This is a genomic window from Arthrobacter sp. S2(2024) (assembly GCF_036662515.1).
In the GTDB taxonomy this organism is placed as follows: Bacteria; Actinomycetota; Actinomycetes; order Actinomycetales; family Micrococcaceae; genus Arthrobacter.
Genome location: NZ_JAYKZI010000003.1, coordinates 442,235 through 465,288, shown reverse-complemented (window position 1 = coordinate 465,288; position 23,054 = coordinate 442,235). Strand labels below are relative to the sequence as shown.

At 65.0% G+C, this 23,054-nt stretch carries 16 protein-coding genes; 8 read left to right on the top strand and 8 right to left on the bottom strand.

The window, feature by feature from the left end; genetic code table 11:
* Window positions 1-5: 5 nt before the first annotated feature.
* Window positions 6-929, bottom strand: a complete 924-nt coding sequence (locus tag VLA65_RS08665; protein ID WP_332602248.1) for a phosphotriesterase — start codon at window positions 927-929, stop codon at window positions 6-8.
* Window positions 930-1,029: 100 nt separating this feature from the next.
* Between VLA65_RS08665 and VLA65_RS08660 the strand changes: the two genes are divergently transcribed.
* The 3 genes from VLA65_RS08660 (at window position 1,030) to VLA65_RS08650 (ending at window position 3,769) form a co-directional block, all read left to right on the top strand.
* Window positions 1,030-1,233, top strand: a complete 204-nt coding sequence (locus VLA65_RS08660; protein WP_059389943.1) for a hypothetical protein — start codon at window positions 1,030-1,032, stop codon at window positions 1,231-1,233.
* Between the two features lie 99 nt (window positions 1,234-1,332).
* Window positions 1,333-2,502: a carboxylate-amine ligase gene (locus VLA65_RS08655; protein ID WP_332602247.1), complete on the top strand. Its 1,170-nt coding sequence runs from the start codon at window positions 1,333-1,335 to the stop codon at window positions 2,500-2,502.
* Window positions 2,503-2,653: 151 nt separating this feature from the next.
* Window positions 2,654-3,769, top strand: a complete 1,116-nt coding sequence (locus VLA65_RS08650) for an AI-2E family transporter (RefSeq protein WP_307053391.1) — start codon at window positions 2,654-2,656, stop codon at window positions 3,767-3,769.
* 46 nt (window positions 3,770-3,815) lie between these two features.
* Here VLA65_RS08650 and VLA65_RS08645 read toward each other — a convergent pair whose 3' ends face one another.
* Together VLA65_RS08645 and VLA65_RS08640 are read right to left on the bottom strand one after the other, a co-directional pair.
* Window positions 3,816-5,300 (bottom strand): alkaline phosphatase family protein, encoded by a 1,485-nt coding sequence (locus VLA65_RS08645; RefSeq protein WP_332602246.1) that lies wholly within the window; start codon window positions 5,298-5,300, stop codon window positions 3,816-3,818.
* A complete protein-coding gene (locus VLA65_RS08640) occupies window positions 5,221-5,805 on the bottom strand; it encodes a histidine phosphatase family protein (RefSeq protein ID WP_332602245.1) in 585 nt (194 codons plus the stop codon). Before VLA65_RS08640 ends, VLA65_RS08645 begins: the two co-directional genes overlap by 80 nt.
* Window positions 5,806-5,966: 161 nt before the next feature.
* Between VLA65_RS08640 and VLA65_RS08635 the strand changes: the two genes are divergently transcribed.
* Window positions 5,967-7,625, top strand: a complete 1,659-nt coding sequence (locus VLA65_RS08635) for a phosphodiester glycosidase family protein (RefSeq protein WP_332602244.1) — start codon at window positions 5,967-5,969, stop codon at window positions 7,623-7,625.
* 26 nt (window positions 7,626-7,651) lie between these two features.
* Here the strand turns inward: VLA65_RS08635 and VLA65_RS08630 are convergent, their stop codons facing one another.
* A complete protein-coding gene (locus VLA65_RS08630; RefSeq protein WP_284989098.1) occupies window positions 7,652-8,623 on the bottom strand; it encodes a magnesium transporter CorA family protein in 972 nt (323 codons plus the stop codon).
* A gap of 146 nt (window positions 8,624-8,769) precedes the next feature.
* Between VLA65_RS08630 and VLA65_RS08625 the strand changes: the two genes are divergently transcribed.
* From VLA65_RS08625 to VLA65_RS08615, 3 genes are all read left to right on the top strand, one after another.
* The gene (locus VLA65_RS08625; protein ID WP_059389945.1) at window positions 8,770-8,946 is read left to right on the top strand and encodes a CsbD family protein; all 177 of its coding nucleotides are present in this window, start codon (window positions 8,770-8,772) and stop codon (window positions 8,944-8,946) included.
* 176 nt (window positions 8,947-9,122) lie between these two features.
* The gene (locus tag VLA65_RS08620; RefSeq protein ID WP_332602243.1) at window positions 9,123-13,952 is read left to right on the top strand and encodes an NAD-glutamate dehydrogenase; all 4,830 of its coding nucleotides are present in this window, start codon (window positions 9,123-9,125) and stop codon (window positions 13,950-13,952) included.
* Between the two features lie 611 nt (window positions 13,953-14,563).
* Window positions 14,564-16,732 (top strand): bifunctional polysaccharide deacetylase/glycosyltransferase family 2 protein, encoded by a 2,169-nt coding sequence (locus VLA65_RS08615; RefSeq protein WP_332602242.1) that lies wholly within the window; start codon window positions 14,564-14,566, stop codon window positions 16,730-16,732.
* Window positions 16,733-16,760: 28 nt separating this feature from the next.
* Here the strand turns inward: VLA65_RS08615 and VLA65_RS08610 are convergent, their stop codons facing one another.
* The 4 genes from VLA65_RS08610 to VLA65_RS08595 form a co-directional block, all read right to left on the bottom strand.
* Window positions 16,761-18,353 (bottom strand): AMP-binding protein, encoded by a 1,593-nt coding sequence (locus VLA65_RS08610; RefSeq protein WP_332602241.1) that lies wholly within the window; start codon window positions 18,351-18,353, stop codon window positions 16,761-16,763.
* Window positions 18,354-18,476: 123 nt separating this feature from the next.
* A complete protein-coding gene (locus tag VLA65_RS08605) occupies window positions 18,477-18,833 on the bottom strand; it encodes a YegP family protein (protein WP_332602240.1) in 357 nt (118 codons plus the stop codon).
* A 195-nt stretch (window positions 18,834-19,028) separates the two neighbouring features.
* A complete protein-coding gene (locus VLA65_RS08600; protein ID WP_332602239.1) occupies window positions 19,029-19,892 on the bottom strand; it encodes an HNH endonuclease in 864 nt (287 codons plus the stop codon).
* Window positions 19,893-19,920: 28 nt separating this feature from the next.
* A complete protein-coding gene (locus tag VLA65_RS08595) occupies window positions 19,921-20,385 on the bottom strand; it encodes a GatB/YqeY domain-containing protein (protein WP_059389947.1) in 465 nt (154 codons plus the stop codon).
* Window positions 20,386-20,556: 171 nt separating this feature from the next.
* Here VLA65_RS08595 and VLA65_RS08590 point away from each other — a divergent pair, with 171 nt between their 5' ends.
* Window positions 20,557-23,052, top strand: a complete 2,496-nt coding sequence (locus tag VLA65_RS08590) for an ATP-dependent Clp protease ATP-binding subunit (RefSeq protein ID WP_332602238.1) — start codon at window positions 20,557-20,559, stop codon at window positions 23,050-23,052.
* The last annotated feature ends 2 nt before the right edge of the window (window positions 23,053-23,054 follow it).

Genomic DNA, 23,054 nt, shown 5'->3' with positions numbered 1-23,054 from the left:
GGTTCTCAAGCTTGTTGCGGGTGGGCGGGTGCTGAGCGCACGGTCAGGAGATTGCGCGGATTGTCCACGAGGATGCGTTGGGCGTCTTCGTCACTCAGGCCCTGGGTCTTGAGGTGGGGCACGAACGTGGCCACCACGTGGCTGTAGGGCAGCTCGTACTCCGGGAGGCCCTTGGCCACTCCGATTGAGTTGCCCGAGAGGATGATCTTGCCGGCGTGGCCGGCGCTGACGAGTTCGAGTACCAGTGCAGTGCGTTCCTGGTCGCTGAGGTAGCCCGGATGGTCGTTCAAGCCCACGTGGTCGATGCCGACGAATGCTCCGCGGCGGGCCACCTCAATGGCCGTTCCGGCGGCGTCCTTGCGGTCCAGGTCACCGACAAGCACCCGCTCGGCCCCGATCTGCTCATCCAGGACGATGTCCAAGTCGTGCAAGGCGTCGGCGCCGAAGCGGATGGAGACCGGAATACCTGTGTCCCTGGCGGCGCGGGCGGAGCCGCGGAACAGGCTTTCCTCGGTGGGGGTCAGCCCGGCACGGTCGGCGATGGCGGCCACGATGCCCGCGGCGGCGCGGCGTTCAAGCCGGGGAGCCACCATCCCCTCGCTGACCTCCCTCCCGAAGAGATCGGCGAACTTTTCGGCCGGCCACGGGGTGGGCGGGTTGGTCTGTGGCGTCAGGAAGTACCCGCCGAGTTCTTCCTCCGGGCCCAAGCCCGTGGAGGCCACGATGTGGACGCCGGTGGAGCGGGAGAGTGCCTCGTAGAGTTTGAGGTCGCGGCCGTGGAACATGCCGGTGCTGTCGACGATCGTTTGCCCGCCGAACCCACGGAACTCCGTGAGTTTCGCAGCCAGGGCCTCGAAGATCTCCGCCCGGTCCATCGAGATGTCGGGAGCGTACTGGGCGCCCGGGAGCTCGCCGACAGTTGGTACCACTTGCTCTGCGACGCAGGATAATCAAGCTCCACGCAGCTGCCCAGCTGGTCTTTGCGCTTCACAGGAGTAGCGTTTGCTGTGGCTGACGAGAGGGGTCCACATGAGCTACAAGTATCGAACCGTCAGGGTTCGCGGCACCGAGTTGGTAGGAACCATCGCCCGAAAACACGGCAGCGCGCCGGAGATCTACGAAACCTCGAAGGACGCGAACACATCGGTAGTTCCCGTGTTTTTCCAAGCGACCGGCGAGATCCGATTCTTCGACAGGTCAGTCCTTGAAGACGTCGTGACGCCGGCCAGCTAGCAGCAGTTGCCCGTCTCGGAACTGACCAGAGACGTTTGATGCCAGAGGTCCTGCGACTTGTGGTCGTGGGGCATAGCTTTTGTGGCCCACACTTGGCAAGTGCGTACTTTTGGTGTTGAAGAAGAATTCCTGATCGTAGATCCTGACAACGGCAGTCCCGTGCCCCTCGCCGGCGATATCGTGCGCCTTCATGGTGCCGGTCCCCAGGGGGTGGCTCCTCCTTTCGGCCCGACGTTGGCGATCGAGCTTCAGCAGGAGCAAATCGAAGTCATCACCTCCCCGCACAGCAGCCTGAGTGCCCTCGGCGCTGAAATACGTGCCGGACGCTCTTACGCAGATTCGCTGGCCCGAAGGGCGGGCGCGAGAATTGCAGCCCTCGCGACGTCGCCGCTGGCGATCGCTCCGCATGCAACAAACACCGAGCGCTACGACGCCCTCCTGGAAAAGTTCGCTATGACTGCCAGAGAGCAGCTGACCTGCGGATACCACGTCCATGTTTCCGTTGACTCGGATGAGGAAGGCGTGGCAGTGCTGGACCGGATCAGGTCCTGGCTGCCGGTGCTGACTGCACTGAGCACGAATTCACCGTTCTGGAATGGGTCCGACAGTGGTTACGCCAGTTTCCGGACCCAAGCTTGGAACCGATGGTCCAGTGCCGGTCCCACCGATGTCTTCGGATCTGCCGCGGCCTACCACACTTTGGTGGCCGACCTGTCGGCAACGGGAGTGATCGTGAGCCCGGATTTCGACGCTCGCCTGTCTGCCCGGCACCCTACGGTCGAGATCCGTGTCTCGGATGTTTGCCTTGATGCCCGGGATGCCCTGCTGATCGCGGCCTTGGTGCGTGCCTTGGTGGATACAGCCGCCAGGGAATGGAAATCCGGACAGCGTCCGGACATGGTTTCTGTCCCCGTCCTGCGCCAAGCCACGTGGCGGGCCAGCCGGTTCGGCCTGCACGGCGAGCTGCTCCACCCGAGAACGCACAAGCCGGCCACAGCAAGGCACGTCCTTGCCGCACTCCACTCCCACGTCCGCGATGCCCTCGAAGGGACCGGGGACGCACACTACGCCAACGAGGGACTGCAAAGGATCCTCAGCCAAGGCACGGGAGCCGCGCGGCAACGGCAAGCCCACCAACGCACCGGCAGTCTTGCCGGCGTCGTCGCATATGCAACGGGCGTCACCCACCTCGAACCCATTGATCACGAACGCACCGACCAACCGTACTTCGCGGCGGCCTCGGGGACTGCCGCGCTCGTGGCGAGCTAGCCGTCGGACGAAATTGCGGCTCCATCGGAGCTCGCCGTTAGGGTGAGGCATGAGCGATAAGGGCAAGCGCTCCGACCGTTCTTAGCGCACCGTGCCTGAATGCACGACGGCGGGGCGTTCAGTGCCGGAGCCACCACCAGGAAGGAATCCAATGACTGAAAGCAACAATTCGCCGAGCAAACGCACGATGTCGGCGATGTGGTCCGACGGCCTTGGCCGGGCAGGGATCCGTTCAGGGCAGATGCTCCTGGTCATCACCCTGGCATCGGTGATTGTGTGGGCGATGACCAGCGTTCCGCTCGTCATGATCCCGGTCACAATCGCGCTCATTCTTGCCTCGGCAATTTCGCCTCTTGTGCGTTGGCTGACTGCGCACCGGTGGCCCCGGGCCCTCGCCGTCGCAGCGTCGTTCGTGGGGATCCTTGCAGTCTTCGGCGGAGTCATCACCGGAATCGTCTTTCTTATCAGGGCGCAGTCCAAGGAGCTTGCCGTGAAATTCACTGCCGGCATCGAGCAACTGCACCAATTCCTGAATAACGGCCCCTTCAAAGTCAGCGACGAGCAGCTCCGATCCGTGGCCGATTCCATCCAGCGCTTCTTCACGAGCAGTAGCTTCGGCGCCGAAGCGCTGACCGGCGCGCGGACGGTCGCTGAAATCCTGGCCGGCTTGGTTCTTATGGTGGTGATCCTGTTCTTCTTCCTCAAGGACGGCGAGAAGATCAGGAACTTCCTCTTCGGATTCCTTCCCGCGGCTCACCGCGGAAAGGCCCACCTGGCCGCGGAACGAAGCGCCGTCGTTCTGGGAGGATACGTCCGCGGCACGGCTCTGATCGCAGCAGTGAACGGCGTGATCATAGGAACAATGCTGGCCATCCTCGGCGTCCCGCTTGCCCTGCCTCTGGGTGTTTTTGTGTTTATCGGCGGGTTCATTCCCATCGTTGGTTCCACCGCTGCGGGTACCCTCGCCGTGGGTGTCGCCTTGATCTCGAACGGTCCGGTGACATCGCTCATCGTCCTCGCTGTCCTCATCGCGGCCAACCAGCTTGAGCACCATTTCCTCCAGCCCGTTTTGATGGGCAAGGTGCTGAGCATCCACGGACTGGCCATTTTGCTCGCCTTGGCCATTGGCACGATGCTCGCAGGCATTATCGGGGCCTTGTTAGCCGTACCGACTGCCGCCGTCGCGTGGACTGCCATCAAGACGTGGACCGGGCGCGGAGACACGGCGCCCGCCGGGATCGGCCCCGCCGACGGAACCGCGGCCTGAAAAGGACTCACACAGCCAAAGCCCGATCCTAGGGCGGCACCCGGTCTTACGCTTGCGCTAGGAGCTCCTCGCGCAGTTGCTCCAGGTGGGACGGTTGTTCTGCCAGGGCCCGCGTGGTCGGCGGGGGACTGGGTGCCCGGACGCCCGCGAGGGGGTCGTCGGTGCGGGGAACGGCGAGTCTCAAGGCCCCGCCGACGTCGGGCGCCGCGGCATCGCGGCGGGTGAGGGCCGGCAGGTTCCAACGATGTTCGATGGTCGCAAGGATGCTCGTGTGATCGAGCGGGACAGCGCCGGAGGCCCGAAAGACGGTGCCGGCGGGGATGAGCGGACTGATCAGCACGGTAGGCACCCGCACCCCGAAGCGGGTGAAATCGAAACCGAATTCCCCCGCGGCGTCGTCCGGCGGTGTCGCGCCCCATGGCGGGGCGACGTGGTCGTAGCAGCCCCCGTGTTCGTCATACGTGATGATGAGCAGCGTGGAGTCCCAAGCTGGCCCATCGCGAACGGCGCGATAGACGTCGAGAAGGAATTGCTCACCGAGAGCGACGTTGTAGTTGGGATGTTCGCTGTTGCCCGTCGAGGACCAGGACGGCTCAAGGAAAGCGTATGCAGGGAGCTTCCCTGCTGCCGCGTCGGCTTGGAAGTTCGCGAACAGGCCAATGTTCGACGGCGGGGCGTGCCGGGTGTCGTCGAAGTCGAGTTTCGTCAGGGGCGACTTGGTTTCGCCGTAGATCTTCCACGGGATGCCGTGGTTGCCCAGGTGCCCAAAGATGCTCGGCACGGTGAACCGCTTGGCCTTGTCATCCAAGTTGCCCTGGCTGGTGCCGGCGCAGGCGAAGGCCCGGTTAGGCATCGTCATCGTCGGAGCGGACGCGAACCAGGCGTCGCAGACGGCGAATCCCTTCGCCATCGCCGACAACACCGGCAGCGTCTGCGGGGTGAAGCAGCCCATGATCATGTGCTCGCTTGTTCCAGGCACCACGTGCCAGCCCTTGGCGAGGTTGTCCTTGATGGCGCCGGCGTAGTTGCCCACAAAACCGGTCATCGAAGGAAGAGCCCCCGCCTTCGGCGCGCCGGCGCTCCCATAGAGCTGGGCGTTCGTTGCCTGGTACCCCTCTCCGGGGTCGGCGCCCGGCATGAAGTAGAGGTCGGGGGTCGAGGGAGTCAGCTGATAGACCGTCACCGGACTGCCGTCGGATGCGGGGCAGGACTCAGTGCCGGTCAGGCCCTCGAACAGGTCCCCCGAAGGCGAAACATTGCCGGAATCGGCATAGAGGTATCCGAGCATGTGATCGAATGAGCGGTTTTCAAGCATCAAGACGACGATGTGCTCGACGGCGTTAAGACCAGTTGCCGCCACGGTGACCATCCCCTTCGGAAAGAGTTCCTGTCCGTGCTGAACAGTCTCCCACGCCGCTGTGCCGGTGGAAATGCCTTCGACCCGGTGCGGCTCAGCCGGGAACAGTGGCCATGACGCGTTCGCCGTTGAAGTATTCGAGACGCCAGCCGTCAACGGGATGGTGGTGGGCAAGGTTGAGCACGGCGTTGTCGATGCTTTGCAGGGTGCGGCCCACCGCACGGCCGAGGCTCACGCGGAGGAGCGTTCCGTGGGCGACCACCATGACGCGGCGGCCGTTGAACTCCTTGGCCAGCGCTTCCAGCGCAGCCAAGCCGCGGGAGGCTGCCTCGTCCTCGCTTTCCGCGCCGCGGAAACCGCCGGGGATGCGCAGGGCGTCCAATTCAGGTCCTGCCTGCAGGCCCTCGGCAGGTCCAAAACGGCGCTCAGTGAGCTCCGGCACGCGCCGGTCCACGGTGAGTCCCAGCCCTGCGGCGATCAGCTCGGCGGTCTCCGCAGCCCGGCTCAGCGGCGACGAAACGATGGCGTCCCACTCGTAGGCGGACAGGACGCCGACGGCGTCGCGCGCCTGGCCGCGGCCGACGTCGTTCAGCGGTATGTCGGTGGATCCCTGCAGCCGGCGCTGGGCATTCCAGTCTGTCTGGCCGTGGCGTACGAGGGCGAAGGTAGTGAGGGGCATGCCGTCCATTCTGCCCTGAACCCAATCCGCGGACAGCCAACGCCCATGCTTCGGACGGTCTTCGTCCTGCAGGTGAACGCGGCATGAAGCTTCGGTCAACAGGTGCCTCGAAACCCGGAAAACCTGTCCGAACGGCCGGCCGGTCTCTATACGGTGGACGCATGAAAGCCTCCCTCAAGCGTCGCAGTGCCCTCACTGGTGGACTCATTCTGGCCGTCTCTTCAGCGCTCCTCACCCCGGTGGGCCCCACCCATGCGGACGATGTGCGGTCAAATAGCAACAGCACGGACCAGGCTTCCCACCTCAACCTTGGCGCCGCAGACCTCCCTGAGAAACGGACCGTGACAACCCTCGCTCCGGGCGTCACGCTCACCAAAATCAGCAGGGGAGGGGCTGACTCTTCGCTCTTCTGGACAGCCGAAGTGGCGATTCCCTCTGATTCGCCGGATCCGGATGCTCCGACGTCGGCGCTCTCGAGCCAGGCCACGGCGCAGCGCACAGCCGACAAGCTCAAGGCCGCCGGCGTCGATGCCCGCGTTGAACATGTCCAGTCGCCGCAGCTTGCCGACGCCGGAGGCGATCTGGGCTTCCGGGTCCGTGCCGGCCACTTTGCCGCACAGGCCGACGGTGCCTCCGTCGTCGCGAAGATCAAGGCCGCCGGTTTCGCGTCCTCAGTGATCTATACCGGTTGGGACGGGGACTCCGGGACCAGCACAAAGACGCGCGGACCGTGGAATCTTGATGTCATCACCATCGACCCCCGGAAGTACGACGGCCAGCTAGCCGCATCATTCGGCCCGGACCTGGAGAAGCGGGAGACGACCAGCCAGTTGGCATCGGACGCCCACGCCCTAGCCGCCGTCAACGCAGGCTTCTTCGTCTTCGACCCGAAGGCCGGCGCCGAAGGTGACCCCGCCAGCGTCGGTGTGTACGGCGGCAGGATTCTCAGCGAAGCCGTGGCGGACCGCCCGGCCCTCGTCATTGACGGAAAGAAGAATGCCAGCAGTATCCAGCGATTGACTTGGTCAGGGAAGATCGCCTCCCCTGCCGGAGAAGCCGCTCTGGACGGCATCGACCGGGTACCCGGGCTGATCCGAAACTGTGGCGGCGCCAACGACTTGCCCACCTCAGGCCCGCTCCAGGACGTCACCTGCACGAACTCCAGCGAGCTCGTCACGTTCACCCCGGAGTTCGGGCCGGCCACGCCTGCCGGTCCGGGTCTTGAAGTGACCGTGGACAGCAAAGACACAGTGACTTCCGTCGCCGAAACCCGTGGCGCGGCCGTGCCTGCGGGCGGACACACCATCCAGGCCACCGGAACAGACGTCGCCAGGCTCCGCGCGCTCGCTCCCTTAGGCGCGAAGCTGAAGATCGACGCCGGATTGCTCGGCCAGGATGGGAAGCCCTTGCACACCGACAAGGCCACGAGCGTCGTGAACGGCGGCCCGCTGCTCGTCAAGGACGGCAGCGTGGACGTCACCGCCCGGCATGACGGCATGGTGCACCCGAACGACGGAAACAGCTTCTACTACGGTTGGGTCCACAAGCGGAACCCCCGGACCTTCGCCGGTACCGACGCTCAGGGCAGGACCATGCTCGTCACGGCGGACGGACGCTCGACTGCCTCCCTGGGATTGAGCTTGAAGGAAGAGGCCGACGTCGCGGTGTCGCTCGGCATGGTCCAGGCCATGAACCTCGACGGCGGCGGCTCAACAACGGCCGTTGCCGAAGGAAGAGTCCAGAACAGCCCGTCGGGCGGTTCGGAACGCGCGGTTGGGGATGCGCTCCTGGTACTTCCCGCCCGTAAGGACGACCAGTAGGGCAGAGGACGTCCCAGGGGAACCAGCTAGATCCAGTCCCGTTTCTTGAACGCCAGGTACAGGAAGATTGAGCCGCCGGCCATGAGCGCGCAGGATAGCCAGAGCCCATAGTCGCTCTGGAAGCCGAAGAAGGGCACGTTCTGCCCGAAGAAGCCCGTCACGGCAGTCGGGACGGCGATGATCGCAGCCCAGCTGGTGACCTTCTTCATGACGAGGTTCATCTGGTTCCCCTGGATGCTGATGTGGGTTTCCAGGATGGTGGTGACCAGGTCGCGGAGCGATTCCGTCCATTCCGAGGCACGCAGCACATGGTCGTAGACGTCCTGCAGGAAGGGCTGCATCGCAGGGCTGCAGCCGACCAGGTCTTCGCGCCGGAGCAGGGTGTTGAGGACTTCACGCATGGGCAGGACGACGCGGCGGAGCCGGACGAGGTTCTTGCGGAGTTCGAACGTCTTCCGCTGCAGGTCATGGTCGGGGGAGTGGTCGTCGAAAAGCGACTCTTCGAGGGCGTCGATGTAGCCATCGAGTTCCTGGACGGCGTCGAAATGCCCGTCGACGATCATGTCCAACAGGCCCCAGAAGAGGAAGGGCACCCCGTGTTGGGCGAGGTCGGTTTCCGAGTCCCAGTGCGCCGTCAGCTCGTCGGTGTCGAACTCCGGCCCGTGTACAGTCACCAGGGCGTTATGGGTCACGAATGCCGAGACCTCGACGACGGTCAGCTCGCCGGTGCCAGGCTTTAGAGCCGCTTGGTAAGCCGAGAGGAACAGGTGGTTCGGGTACCGGTCCAGTTTGGGCCGCTGGAAGTCGTGGACGGCGTCCTCGACGGCGAGGCGGTGAAGCCCATACACGGTTTCGACGCCGAGCAGGTCATCCGCCGTCGGGTCCGTGTAGTCGATCCACAGGACCACATCGTCCTGGCGGGCCAGGGCTTCGATCTCGTGGGCCCGGACATCGTCGCGTTCGAGTTTGCCTTCGCGGTATAGCCGTATGAACACCATCCGCCCCATGGTACGGGACCCGTATCCGTGCTCCCTGAGTGTCAAGGCTTCCCGGCCGGGACGTGCCTTTGCCGCAGTTCCGTCCCTACAATTTAAGTGCGGCCTCGCGGTGTCCCGCCGCGGGCCGCCGACAAAGGAGAGCCATCATGGGTTGGGGTGAGAGGATCCATCACGCTGCCGGTAAATTCCACGGCAAGGCCACGGAAGCGGCCGGCGAAGCCACCGGCAATGACCGGCTGAAGGCTGAGGGCAAGTCCCGTCAGGTCAGGGCCGATCTGAAGCTGGCAGGTGAAAAGATCAAAGGCGCCTTCAGGAAGCACTAGTCCACCGACGCCGACAGCAGGGCGCGGGCCATACGGCCCGCGCCCGCGTCATGTCCTGGTACTTTGTTCCAGCATCTGGACTCGGTCTGTGCGGCCAGCCATGATGAAGGGAGGCGCGGAGGGCTGGATCGTCAACCCCAGTTTGCGAGTGGCACGCGCAGTGGAGGCGCGGTGACATGACACGCGAATCGGTGCCGGCGGAGCAGACGAAGGCAGCATCTTCGCTTGGGCCCAGTGAAGCTTTCCTGGCCGAATACTTTGCCCAGGTGCCCCCGGAGGATCTGAGGAGCTATAGTCCCGAGACGCTCCGTGCGCGGGCCGGGCACCATCTGAAACTGGCGTCGTCGCGCGCGCCCGGGCAAGCCGCCGTCGGGATCTTGACCGAATTGGATGCCAGCATCGTCGCAGTCGTGACGGACGACATCCCGTATCTGGTCCACTCCGTCACGGCGGAGCTCACCCGCGACGACACGTCCATCAATCTGCTGGTTCATCCCAGCTTTAGGGTGCTTCGCGACCCGGTGTCCCACGAGCTACTGGAAGTCCGCCTTGGAACGTCCATGGAGGGCGAAACCCCTCCGGAGGCCGGGGAAACCGAGGTCTGGATTGCCGCGGAGATCGGCAGGCTGCCCGATGCGGCTGCCGTGAGACGACTGACGGATAACCTGCAGAGAGTGCTGGATGATGTCCGGGTTGCCACCCGCGACGGATCCGCCATCCGTGGCAAGCTCGCCGAAGCCGTCGCCTCGGTGGACGGGTTCCCGCGCGATGTGGCGCCGCCACCGAAACAGCTCAGGGAATTGCTCCTCTGGCTCGACGACGGAAACTTCCTTTTTCTCGGTTACACCGAAGGCAAACTCACGACGGCGGGTGGCCAGGACCTGCTCGTCGAACGGCAAGGCGCCGCGCTGGGTCTGCTGAGGCGGCCAGAGGGGGACGCCGCCGGAGGCGTCGGGCCAGGCGTGCCGGGTATCCACGGCTCCCAGGCACTCGCCCTTTCCACCTCGGAGGTGCGATCCACCGTCCTGAGGCACTCGTACCTGGACGAAGTTCGCGTGAAAATGTTCGATCGGGCCGGCCGCACCACCGGCGAACGACGCTTCTTGGGCTTGTTCACGGCCGGTGCCGCTCACCAGTCGGTCCGCCGAATTCCGGTTCTCAGGGAGAAGGTCCAGGCAGTCAGCGAAAGGCTGGGGTTTACGCCCCGATCGCAACAGGCCAGGGAATTGATGGCCGTCCTGGAGACCTTTCCGAGGGACGAACTGTTCCACATCGAAGCGGATGACCTCGCGCGCCTGGCGGGCGAAATTCTTCGTGCCGAGGTGCTGCAGCGGATCCGCGTGTTCCTTCGTCCAGACAGCTTTGGACGGTTCGTGTCCGCGCTCGTCTTCTTCCCGCGCCGCCGCTACAGCACGGCGGTCCGGCTATTGATGGAAGATGAACTCAAGCGGGCGTTCGGGGCGGACTCTGTAGACTTCGAGGTCCGTCTGACCGAGTCACCCATGGCCCGGGTGTTCTTCCGGATCCATGTAGGTGCCGCGCCCGACGCTCCGGCGTCCAGCACCACCGTCGTCGACCCTTCCCAACTGGAGCGGCGCCTGATCGCCGCTACCCGCTCATGGTCGGACGGACTCGACGACGCGATCCGCGACCGTTTCCCGGCGGCGGAGGCCGCACGGCTCGCCGGGCTCTGGTCTGACGCGTTTCCTCCCGCTTATCGTGCCGTCTACGAGGCGGAGGCCGCGGTCGGGGACATCATCAATTTCGAGGCGTTCGACCTCGACAGCGCGGGCGGCAGGCCGTTCGGGGATCCCCTGCTCACGGTATACATCAGGACGGGTGCGCCGAGCACCCTCGCAGAGGACGCCCGGATCCGCCTTTACCTGACAAGGCCCAGGAGCCTGACGCAGATCCTGCCCTTCCTGCATAACCTCGGGCTCGAAGTGCTGGACCAGCGGCCCTTCGAACTTCGGCGTGGTAGCAGTCAGGACGTGTTTCTCTACGACCTTGGCGTGAAGTATCCCGGCGGCGTTGACCCCGAGGAAACCAGCGGACTGCTCGCGGACGCTTTCACGGCCGCCATGCGGGGGGACATCGAATCCGACCGGATGGACGCACTCGTCATCCGGGAACGGCTTGCATGGCGGCAGGCCGCGATCCTGCGAAGCTACGCGAAATACCTCCAGCAACTGGGGACCACCAACTCGTATGGATTCATCGCGGACACGCTGATCGGCAACGTCCGGGCAACACGTGCGCTCCTGGCCCTGTTCCAAGCGAAGTTCGATCCAACGCTGAACGGGCCTGACCGTATGCGGAACACCGCGGGCGCGAAAAAGGAGTTGCTCGCCGCGATCGACGACATCCCTGTCCTCGACGCAGACCGGCTGCTGCGCACGTTCATGAACCTCGTCGAAGCCACAACGCGGACCAACTACTTCCAGGGCAAGGCCCACCTGAGCTTCAAACTGGATCCTGCCGCGATTGCAGGCGCCCCGTTTCCGCGGCCGAAGTACGAGATCTGGGTGTATTCACCGCGGGTGGAAGGCGTCCATCTGCGCTTCGGAACCTTGGCGCGCGGTGGTTTGCGCTGGTCTGACCGAAGCGAGGATTTTCGGACCGAGGTCCTGGGACTGGTCAAGGCACAAAATGTGAAGAACTCCGTCATTGTGCCCACAGGAGCAAAAGGAGGCTTCTATCCAAAGCGATTGCCGGACCCTGCCATGGACCGCGAGGCCTGGCTCGCCGAAGGCCTGGAATGCTACAAGATCTTCATCAAAGGCATGCTGGACCTCACCGACAACCTGCTCACCACGGCGGACGGGGAAACGGTGGTGCCCCCGGGCAGCGTGGTGCGCCACGACGGCGATGACTACTACCTGGTGGTCGCGGCCGACAAGGGCACCGCCTCGTTTTCCGACACAGCCAATTCCGTGGCCCGGCACTACGGCTTCTGGCTCGGCGACGCCTTCGCTTCCGGGGGATCCGTGGGATATGACCACAAGCAGATGGGCATCACGGCCCGCGGCGCGTGGGAATCCGCGAAACACCATTTCAGCGAGCTCGGCATGGATTCACAAGGCGAAGACTTCACCGTGGCCGGCATCGGAGACATGAGCGGCGACGTCTTCGGAAACGCAATGCTCCTCTCCCCGCACATCCGACTGGTGGCGGCATTCGACCACCGGGACATCTTCCTTGACCCGAGCCCCGACGAGGCAACGTCCTTCGAAGAACGCAAGCGCCTCTTCGGTCTTCCCCGTTCGTCCTGGGCCGACTACGATCCTTCACTGATCAGCAAAGGCGGGGGTGTCCACTCCCGCCGGGCCAAAGCCATCGAGATCACGGAACAGGTCCGGACCGCCCTCGGCCTGGATCCAGGGACGGCCTCGCTGCCACCCCACGCCCTGATGCAGGCCATTCTTAGGGCGCCCGTGGACCTGCTCTACAACGGTGGCATCGGAACATACGTCAAAGCCTCCACCGAAGGCCAAACGCAGGTGGGGGACAAAGCCAACGACGCCATCAGGGTCAATGGCAACGAACTCAGGGCCCGGATCGTGGCCGAGGGCGGGAACCTGGGCGTCACGCAGCGCGGCCGAATAGAGGCGGCACTCGCCGGTGTCCTTCTCAACACCGATGCGATCGACAACTCGGCCGGCGTGGACTGTTCGGACCACGAGGTCAACATCAAGATCTTCGTTGACCGGATGATTGCGGCAGGGAAAATGGGGCCCGAGGAACGAGCGGGCTTCCTGCATTCCCTGACCGACGAAGTAAGCCGCCTGGTCCTGGCAAACAACATGGACCAGAACGTCCTCCTTTTCAATGACCGGCACCTGGCGCTGGAGTTGGGTCCCGGCTTTGAGCGGATCATGGACTGGCTGGAGAACGCAGCGGACCTGGACCGCGGCCTGGAGGCCCTGCCGAGCACGGAACAACTCCAAGACAGGCTGCGGGCAGGCACTGGGCTGACCTCTCCCGAGCTGTCGGTGCTCGCCGCCTACGCGAAGATCGAGCTGGCGAGGGAGCTCACCGCCAGCGACCTCGCCGACGATCCCTGGTTCAAGCGGGTCCTCCGTGGCTATTTTCCCCGCCAGTTCTCCGAGCGCTTTGACGCCGAACTGGACTCCCACCCGTTACGTCGGCAGATCATCTGCACGGTGGTGGCCAACGACATGATCAACCTTGGAGGGATCACGTTCGCCTTCCGCGCCATCGAGGAGACCACGGCCACCGCGGCGGCCGTGGCCAGGGCTTTCGTGGTTGTCCGCGAGGCTTATGAGCTGCAGCGCTTCGTGGACAGGATCGCCAGCCTGCCTCCCGGGTTTCCCAGCGAACACGCCGCCGCGGTGGCCCTTCCACTGCGCAGGCTCCTTGACCGTGCAACCCGCTGGTACGTGACGCATGACCATCGGGACCAACCCGTCGCGGAAGCCCTAAGGAGGATCGGGCCGACCGTGGATCTGCTGCGGACCCGGACCACGGAATTTCTGCGCGGCTCGGACCTTGACCGCGCCGAGCAACGGTTGGCGCATTGGAACGACGTCGGGATGCCGGGTGACCTGGGGCGGCGCGCCTCCGATTTGCTGGAGAGCTTTTCCCTCCTGGACATCTCGCTGGTGGCGGAGCAGGTGGATGAACCCCTCACCACTATCGCCGACATGTACCACACGGTCATTCATTGGATCGGTGTGGGAACGCTGTTGCTGCGCATCACTGACCTGCCGCGGCAAAGCCGGTGGGAAGCCCTGGCTCGTGCCGCCCTGCGCGACGACGCCTATTCCGCCGTCGTCGACATCACGATTTCCGTCATGCGGACGACCCGGGCGAGCGGGGCCTCCGGAGCCTCTGCCGTGGACCGCATCGTGGAGTGGGAGAGCGGGCGCCAGGAGCAGCTCGGGAGGATCAAGGACACTTTCATGGAGGTCACCAAGCCCGGGCAAGTAGACCTCGCGTCGATCTCCGTGGCCCTGAAACTCCTGCGAACGCTGGCGAAGCGCTAGCCGTTTTGAAGCTTGAACCCTGGGGATCGTCCCACAAGACGCTTTTTGGGCTACGGGATGCGAATCCTCTAAGGTTGGTGCCCGATGGCAGCTTTTAACAGAACGTCCGATCAGCCTGGATCCGCGTCGCCGCGTGGGCCTGTCTTCGTCGACGCCTCAGGCCGACGCCTGCGGAGGCTCAAGCTTATTGGGCTCGGAGCCCTTGTGCTCGCAGGAGGCTATGTCATCCTCCTGCTGGTTGCGTTCATGGGAGGGCCCAACGTTGCGGCGCCGTTCCTACCTTTGCCGGCCGCAGTGAAGCCCTTGGCGCCACCGGCCGCTCCGGCAGCCCGTGGTCTTCAGTCATCCCCATCGACTCCGCCTTCCAACGCGGATGGGCTCCCGACCGGCGAGGGCCGATTGCCTGTGCCTTCGACGCCGGCCGCTTTCGGTGTTCCGGTGACTTCTCCTTCGCCCGCTCCTGTGGCACAACCGATCAACGGTGCGGCCGCGCAGCACGCTGCCTCGTTTGCGCCGGTTGCGTCCTCTGCGCCGAGCACGTCGCCGACGGGTCCGGGCAAGAGCGGGTCAGTTCCGGGCCAGGCCACGCGGCCGTCCACGCCGACGCACCCGTGAGTGCGCGCCGCCTGAGCAAGCGCACTGCTCCGGTCAGTGTCAGGGCGCACTGGTTCATCCTTCTGGCCGTCCTGTTGGCACTGGGTGTCGCACTCGTCGTGCAGGGGTACATGCATCACCTCGCCGGGATCGCCGATGACTCGGTGCCCGGGGGTGGCTCCGCGAGTACCGTCCCGGACGCGGTCTCGCACGGTGGGCCGGTGGTTGATTCCCGCGGCGGCTCCGTTCGAACCGTCGGTCCGCCGGACCGCACGCTCGCGCTGACGTTCGACGACGGTCCGGACCCGGTCTGGACTCCCCGGATCCTTGACGTCCTCCGCAAGCACCATGTCCATGCCACGTTTTTCGTGGTCGGTTCAGCTGCCATCGACAATCCCGACCTCGTGCGCCGCATCCTTGCGGACGGCAACGAGATAGGGGTGCACACGTTGACACATGCGGACCTTGCGAGCGCCCCGGCTTGGCGCCAGCAGCTTGAGGTCCAGGGTGACCAGCAAGTGATTGCCGGCATCACGGGCCGTGCCTCGACGCTCCTGCGTCCGCCGTACAGCTCCGAGAACGATGCCGTCCGGGACGACACGTGGGCGGCGATGCGCACCGCTGCGGACCGGGGTTATCTCACTATGCTCACCACCCAGGACAGTGAGGACTGGCAGCGGCCCGGAGTCGCCGCCATCGAGAAGAACCTCACCCCTTCAGGCCCGCAGGGCCAGGTGCTCCTCATGCACGACGGCGGCGGAGACAGGGAGCAGACGGTCACGGCGCTCGACTCCGTCCTCACCAAGGTCGCGGATCAAGGCTTCCGGGTCACGACGGCGGGCGACGCCGTCGGGATCGCAAGCATGCGCGATGCCTCGGTGGGAGAGCAGATCAGCGGAAACGCGTTGGTGTGGGGAATACGGCTCAGCGATTTCTTCATCGCCGCCATCTCCTGGGCGCTCGTTGCGGCCGGAGCCGTGACAGTGGTCCGGGCCGTGCTCGTGGTGGTGTGCGCAGCGCGCCACCGGAGAGCGGCGCGCCGGTCCCTTGCGACCGGCCGCAGCCGACGCCGGGTGGACGTGCCGGTCCGGCCCGAGGTCACGGAGCCGGTCAGCGTCATCGTCCCCGCGTACAACGAGGCCGCCGGCATCGAAGCCGCAGTCCGGTCTATCGCCGCATCAAGCCATCCGGTGGAGATCATTGTGGTTGACGACGGGTCGACCGATGACACCGCGGACATCGTCGAAAAGCTCGGCTTGCCGGGTGTTATGTTGATCCGGAAAGAGAACGGCGGCAAACCCTCCGCGTTGAATGCCGGGCTTGCAGCCGCCGGCCACGATCTCGTGGTGATGGTCGACGGTGATACCGTCTTCGAACCGGAAACGGTTCACGCCCTCATTCAGCCCTTCGCCGACCCTCGAGTGGGCGCAATTTCAGGGAACACCAAGGTTGCCAACCGTGGAGGGATCCTCGGAGCCTGGCAGCACATCGAATACGTCGTCGGCTTCAACCTGGACCGCAGGTTGTTCGACATCGCCGAGTGCATGCCGACCGTTCCAGGGGCTATCGGTGCCTTCCGCCGCGATGCCCTGTTCCGGGTTGGCGGAGTCAGCGACGACACGCTCGCTGAAGACACGGACCTGACCATGGCACTGTGCCGCGATGGCTGGCGGGTCGTGTACCAGGACGATGCGAGGGCCTGGACCGAAGCTCCCGCGAGCCTTGGCGCGCTTTGGAAACAGCGATACCGCTGGTGCTATGGCACGCTTCAGGCCATGTGGAAGCACCGGGGCGCGGTGGTGCAGGGCGGGCAGGCTGGAAAACTCGGCCGGCGCGGGCTCGGCTATCTGCTCGTCCTCCAGGTGCTGCTGCCGCTGTTCGCTCCAGTAGTGGACGTCTTCGCCATCTACGGCCTGGTCTTCCTTGATCCGGTCCGGATCGCCGCGCTCTGGCTTGTCTTCCTCCTGGTGCAATTCCTCATGGCGGCCTATGCGTTCCGGCTCGACAATGAGTCGCTTCGTCCACTGTGGACCCTTCCGCTTCAGCAGTTCGTCTATCGGCAGCTCATGTATCTCGTCGTCATCCAGTCGGTAGTCACGGCCTTGGCCGGCGTGCACCTGCGGTGGCACCGAATGGAGAGGTATGGAAGCCTGCGCGTGCCGCCGGCTTCGCAGGGCCAAGCGTAGCCACGGAGAGTGCCGGCGCGGACTGTCCCTAACCCCTAGCGCGCAGCTCCCGCCGAAGGATCTTTCCTGACGCCGACTTGGGAATCACCTCGACGAACTCCACCGATCGCACGCGCTTGAACGGAGCCACCCGCCCGGCGACGAACTCCATGACCTCCCCGTCCCCGAGCTCGGCCCCCGCCTGCCGGACGACGAACGCCTTCGGCACCTCTTCGCCGTCGTCCGCGTGGGTGCCGATGACCGCGGCGTCCGCAATCCGCGGGTGGGTGAGCAGGAGCGCTTCGAGCTCGGCGGGCGCAATCTGGTAGCCCTTGTACTTGATCAGCTCCTTGAGTCGATCGACGATCGTCACGACGCCGTCAGCCGTAACGGTCGCTATGTCGCCGGTGCGGAGGAAGCCATCCGGATCGATAGTCGCCGCTGTTGCGTCGGGCCGGTTCAGGTAGCCGAGCATGACCTGCGGGCCGCGGACAAGGAGCTGCCCGGGGGCGCTCGGTCCTTCGGCCGGGATGTCGATTTCATCGTCCGTGGCGGGGTCGAGGAGCTTGCACTCGGTGTTCGGCACGGCGTAACCCACCGAGTCGAGCGGGACGTTCTCGGCGCCGTCGCGCGGGATGGCGTGGGAGACTGGGCTCAGCTCGGTCATGCCATAGCCCTGGAGCATCGTGCATCCGAGGCGCTTCGCAACAGCGTGTCCCAGTTCGCCATCGAGGGGAGCTGCTCCTGAAAGCACGACGCGCACGGACGAGAGATCGTATTGGTCCACCAGCGGATGCTTCGCCAGTGCGACGGCGATGGGCGGAGCGATGAAGAGGTACGTGCAGCGGTGGTCCTGGGTGATGCGGAGGAACTCGGCGAGGTCGAACTTCGGCATCGTGACGAGCCGGGCCCGCTCGCCGAGGGCCAGATTGAGCAGCACTGTCAGGCCGTAGATGTGGAAGAACGGCAGGACGGCGAGCAGCACGTCGTCGGGAGTCACGCGGAAGAAGGCACTGGACTGCGCGACGTTCGCCACGAGGTTGTACTGGCTCAACAGGACGCCCTTCGGTGTGCCGCTCGTGCCCGAGGAGTAGGGCACGACGGCGGCGGCATGCGGATCGACGCTCAGCGTGGGCGCGGGAAGGCCGGCGTCGATGATGTCCGCGAGCGAGGGATGACCCGCGGCCGAGGCGAGGTCGCCGCCGTCGAGCACCACGAGGCGCTCCGCCGGAATGCCGGCGGCCTGGGCGGCGGCCGCCGCGCGCTCCAGGAAGGGCGAGACCGTGAAGAGCCAGGAGGCGCCGGCGTCGCTGAGCTGGCTGCCGACTTCATCGGCGGTATACAGCGCGTTGACCGTGGTGACGACGGCGCCCGCGCGGAGGACCCCGTGGAAGACGACCGCGAACGCGGGCACGTTGGGGCAGAAGAGGCCCACGGTGGTCCCGGGGCCGGCCCCGTGGCCCGCGAGCCAGCCTGCGGTCGCGTCGATTCGGGTGACGAGTTGCCGGTAGCTCATTTCCGCGCCGGAGGTACCGTCCACGAGTGCGATCCGGTCAAGGTCCTCGCCGCTCAGCCCACCGAACAGATACTCATAGATCGTGACTTCGGGGATCTCGACATCAGCGTACGGGCTGGTGAACATTGCGGCTCCTTCAGCGCACGACGGCGGGAGTCGCCGTCGTGCGTCCATTACACCCGGCGGCGCGGGGCCGGGACAAGGGGCGCCGCGGCGGGATGGCCTGCAGCTTCCGGCTTCACGCCTCGTCTAAACCGGTGCGGGATGGTCGACCAGGGCAAGAGTATGCCAGGGTCGGGTGCGATCCCTTTGGGGGAGGGGACTGTGGTGCCGCGGCGGTGCGGGAAGCGGTGGCATCGCGGTGGGACCGGCTTGCCGAGCAACGGGGACCGGAGGCGTGGGCGCTGGTCCGCGTAGTGGGACTTCGGGGCAGAGATCGGTGATCAGGCCCATTCCTGCGTATTCGCGGACGTCACTGATGCCGCTCACTGCGGCGCGCTTGTCGGGAAAGGACTTGGAGACGGCTACCACCGTTCCGTCCGGCGCCTTGAGCCTGAATCTGAAGCTCGTGTCCTCGTCGATGAAGAGTTCAAACATCCCGGTCATGCATATCCTCCTGAACAGCGGGCGGCGCGTGACGCCCGGTAGGTCTCGCCGGGACCGGGGCGCGACGTTGCGCCCCGGTCTTTCAGCCGGCAAATGGATCATCTGACTCACAGTGCGTGGTGCTCGCCACACGGTGTAGTTAACCAAAATACGGTGAAGAACCCTGGCTGGCTAGTGCAATGGACGGCCCAATGGTCACCGTTGCTCGAGGATCCGGTGCGCGGCGTCCTGGGCCGCCAATGCCCTGTCGTCTACAATTTGGCCGGGCAAGTGGCCGGCGGCGGCGATGGCCCGCCGCAATTCCGCCACGGTACGAGGGGTGCCCGCGCCCCGGTGCGCCATCGCGTGGCAGTTGGCGCACAACGGGACGAGGTCCGCGATCGGGTCCAGCCGGTAGTCGCTGCCAAGCTGTGAAACCGGAACCACGTGATGGACGTGGATGTAGTCTTTGCCGATGTCGCCGTAGCTTACTTCGAAGGAGAAGGTGCATGCGGCACAGGACGTTCCGTGGAAAGCCAGGCAGATGCGGCGGGCTTCAGGGTCCCGCTCGTAGCGGTTCGTTTGAATGCGGCTGACGGCTCCTTCCGGGTAGGTCCCCGGAACAGTCTGGAACGGCTCGGACGCCGCTGGGCCGTGCTCCCGCCACACGCGCTGAAGAGCAGGTTCTGACGATGACGGAATAGACCGCCCCGAACCGCGGAAGCGATTCCAGGCCACGTCCGGCACCTCCCTGGAGAGGATACTCGACGGGATCTGGCCGCCGAGGGGGAGCAAGGCATCGAAGGCCACGCTCACGTACCGCGCAATACCCTTCGGCTCGGTGCTTTGTGGCACTTCGTAGCTTTCGGACATCACGACGCTGTGTCCGATCAGCCCGCGTCCGTGGGGTCCTCCGCCTTGCAGGAGAAGCCATGCTTGGTTGCCCGGCTGGATCTTCCGGTGTTGTCCGACGTTCCACCGCTCCAGGAATTGACCGGTTTCGGCGACCTGCTCGATCACAGCCTCGTAGTTCCAGTCGTTCCAAAGCCGTGGATTCCATCCCAGGATGATGGCTGCCATGGCTGCTCCTCCCTGCGTGCCGGTGAATCTATGCGAGCCGGGTCCGGACGATTTCGCTGACGGCCTTGCCGTCGAAGCGGCCGGCGACCTTTGCTGTGACGGGCTTCATCACGGCGCCCATCTGCTTAATCGTGGGTTCCTGGCCGCTGGCCTTCAACGCGGCGATTGCCTCGTCGACGATGCCCTCGACTTCGGCAAGCGTCAGCATTTCGGGCAGGTACGCCTCTATCACTTCTGCTTCGGCAATTTCCGCCGCGGCGCGCTCGGCCTCGCCGGCCTCCGTGTAAATGCGGGCAGTGTCCCTGCGCTTGGCGGCTTCCTTCTGCAGCAGTGCCGTCACCTGGGTGTCGTCCAGCTCGATGGGTGTCTTTCCGGACTTCTCGCGCGTCTCGATTTCGCCCAGGACGTTACGGACCGTCGTGAGCGCAGTTTTGTTGCGGTCCTTCATGTGGACAACGACGTCGGCGTGCAGGCGTTGCTTCAGGGTGCTCATGGTAATTCCCTCTACTTGGTGGTTGTTTTCATTCTTCACGGTCTTGACGGTCCGTGCGGAAGAGCCATGCAGGCGGCTGGACCGCTATCTAAAATTCTGCCTCCGGCGATCCCCCACGAAGGCCCTCAGCGACGTAGCATCAAGGTAGGCGGCTGCCAGGAGTGTGGCGAAATGTTTGAGAGATTTACGGACCGTGCCCGTCGCGTTGTTGTGCTTGCCCAAGAAGAGGCACGCATGCTCAACCATAACTACATTGGTACTGAACACATCCTGTTGGGACTGATCCAGGAGGGTGAGGGGGTCGCCGCCAAGGCGCTTGAGTCGATGAGCATTTCGCTCGATGGCGTCCGCGAGCAGGTGCAGGAGATCATCGGCCAGGGCCGCCAGGCCCCCTCCGGGCACATCCCCTTTACGCCGCGCGCCAAGAAGGTGCTTGAGCTCGCCCTCCGGGAAGCCTTGCAGCTCGGCCACAACTACATCGGTACCGAGCACATCCTGCTCGGCCTCATCCGCGAGGGTGAAGGTGTTGCCGCGCAGGTCCTGGTCAAGCTTGGTGCCGACCTCGGCCGGGTCCGCCAGCAGGTCATCCATTTGCTCTCCGGCTATGAGGGCAAGGACCCCAGCGGCATGGTCGCCGGACCGAGCCAGGCCGAGGTTGCTCCCGCCGGTTCGGTGGTGTTGGACCAGTTCGGCCGCAACCTTACCCAGGCAGCGCGGGAGAACAAGCTTGATCCTGTGATCGGCCGCGAGCTGGAGATGGAACGCGTCATGCAGGTCCTCTCCCGCCGGACCAAGAACAACCCCGTGCTGATCGGCGAGCCGGGCGTCGGCAAGACGGCCGTCGTCGAGGGCCTTGCCCAGGCGATCGTCCGGGGCAACGTGCCCGAGAGCCTGAAGGACAAGCAGCTCTACACGCTCGATTTAGGCTCCGTGGTGGCCGGTTCCCGTTACCGGGGGGATTTCGAAGAGCGCCTGAAGAAGGTCCTGAAGGAAATCCGGACCCGTGGGGACATCATCCTCTTCATCGACGAGATCCACACGCTCGTGGGTGCCGGTGCCGCCGAGGGTGCCATCGATGCCGCGTCCATCCTCAAGCCGTTGCTGGCGCGTGGTGAACTCCAGACCATCGGGGCCACCACCCTGGATGAGTACCGCAAGCACATCGAGAAGGACGCCGCTTTGGAGCGCCGCTTCCAGCCGATCCAGGTCCAGGAACCGTCGGTGGCCGACACTGTTGAGATCCTCAAGGGCCTGCGTGACCGTTACGAGGCGCACCACCGGGTGACCATCACCGACGGCGCACTGGCGGCCGCGGCGAGCCTCTCGGAGCGGTACGTTTCGGACCGCTTCCTGCCGGACAAGGCGATCGACCTGATCGACGAAGCCGGTGCACGGCTTCGCATCCGCCGCATGACCCGTCCGCCGGAGCTCAAGGCGATGGATGCACGCATCGCCGAAGTGAAGATGGAGAAAGAATCCGCCATCGACGCCCAGGACTTCGAAGGCGCCGCGTCGCTGCGCATGAAAGAGCAGAAACTTGTCGCCGAGCGCCGGGAAAGGGAGCTCAAGTGGAAGGCCGGCGGCACGGACGGCAACGCCGAGGTCGACGAGGAGCTGATTGCCGAAGTTCTCGCGAACTCCACCGGCATCCCGGTCTTCAAACTCACCGAGGAAGAATCCAGCCGCCTGCTCAAGATGGAGGAGGAGCTGCACAAGCGCGTCATCGGGCAGAATGAAGCGATTAATTCCGTGTCGCGTGCAATCCGCCGCACGCGTGCCGGCCTGAAGGATCCCAAGCGCCCGGGTGGCTCGTTCATCTTCGCCGGGCCCACGGGTGTCGGCAAGACCGAGCTCGCCAAAGCATTGGCGGAATTCCTCTTTGCCGATGAGGATGCACTCATCACGCTGGACATGTCCGAGTACTCCGAGAAGCACACGGTCTCGCGTCTCTTCGGTGCCCCTCCGGGCTACGTCGGCTACGACGAGGGCGGGCAGCTGACCGAGAAGGTCCGGCGTCGTCCGTTCTCCGTGGTGCTGTTCGACGAAGTGGAGAAGGCCCACGCCGATCTCTTCAACTCGTTGCTGCAGATCATGGAAGACGGCCGCCTGACGGATAGCCATGGCCGCGTGGTGGACTTCAAGAACACGGTGATCATCATGACCACCAACCTGGGCACGCGGGACATCTCCAAGAGCGTCGCGACGGGCTTCCAGTCCGGCACGGACACCACCACCGGGTACAACCGGATGCGGGCACGGGTCACGGAGGAGCTCAAACAGCAATTCCGTCCCGAGTTCCTCAACCGCGTTGACGACGTCATCGTCTTCCCGCAGCTCACGCAGGACGAGATCATCGAGATCGTGGACCTGATGATCCGTCGCTTGGAACAGCATCTGGCGGATAAGGACATGGGCATCGAGCTTACGGACGCGGCCAAGGTCCTGTTGGCCACCCGCGGCTACAACCCCGCCATGGGTGCCCGGCCGCTGCGCCGGACCATCCAGCGCGAGATCGAGGACCAGCTTTCCGAGAAGATCCTCTTCGGCGAACTGCACCCGGGCGACATCGTGGTGGTCGACGTCGACGGCGAAGGCGACGACGCCAAGTTCACCTTCGCAGGCAACGCCAAACCGCGCATCCCCGACGCGCTGCCGGCCGTGGGCTGACG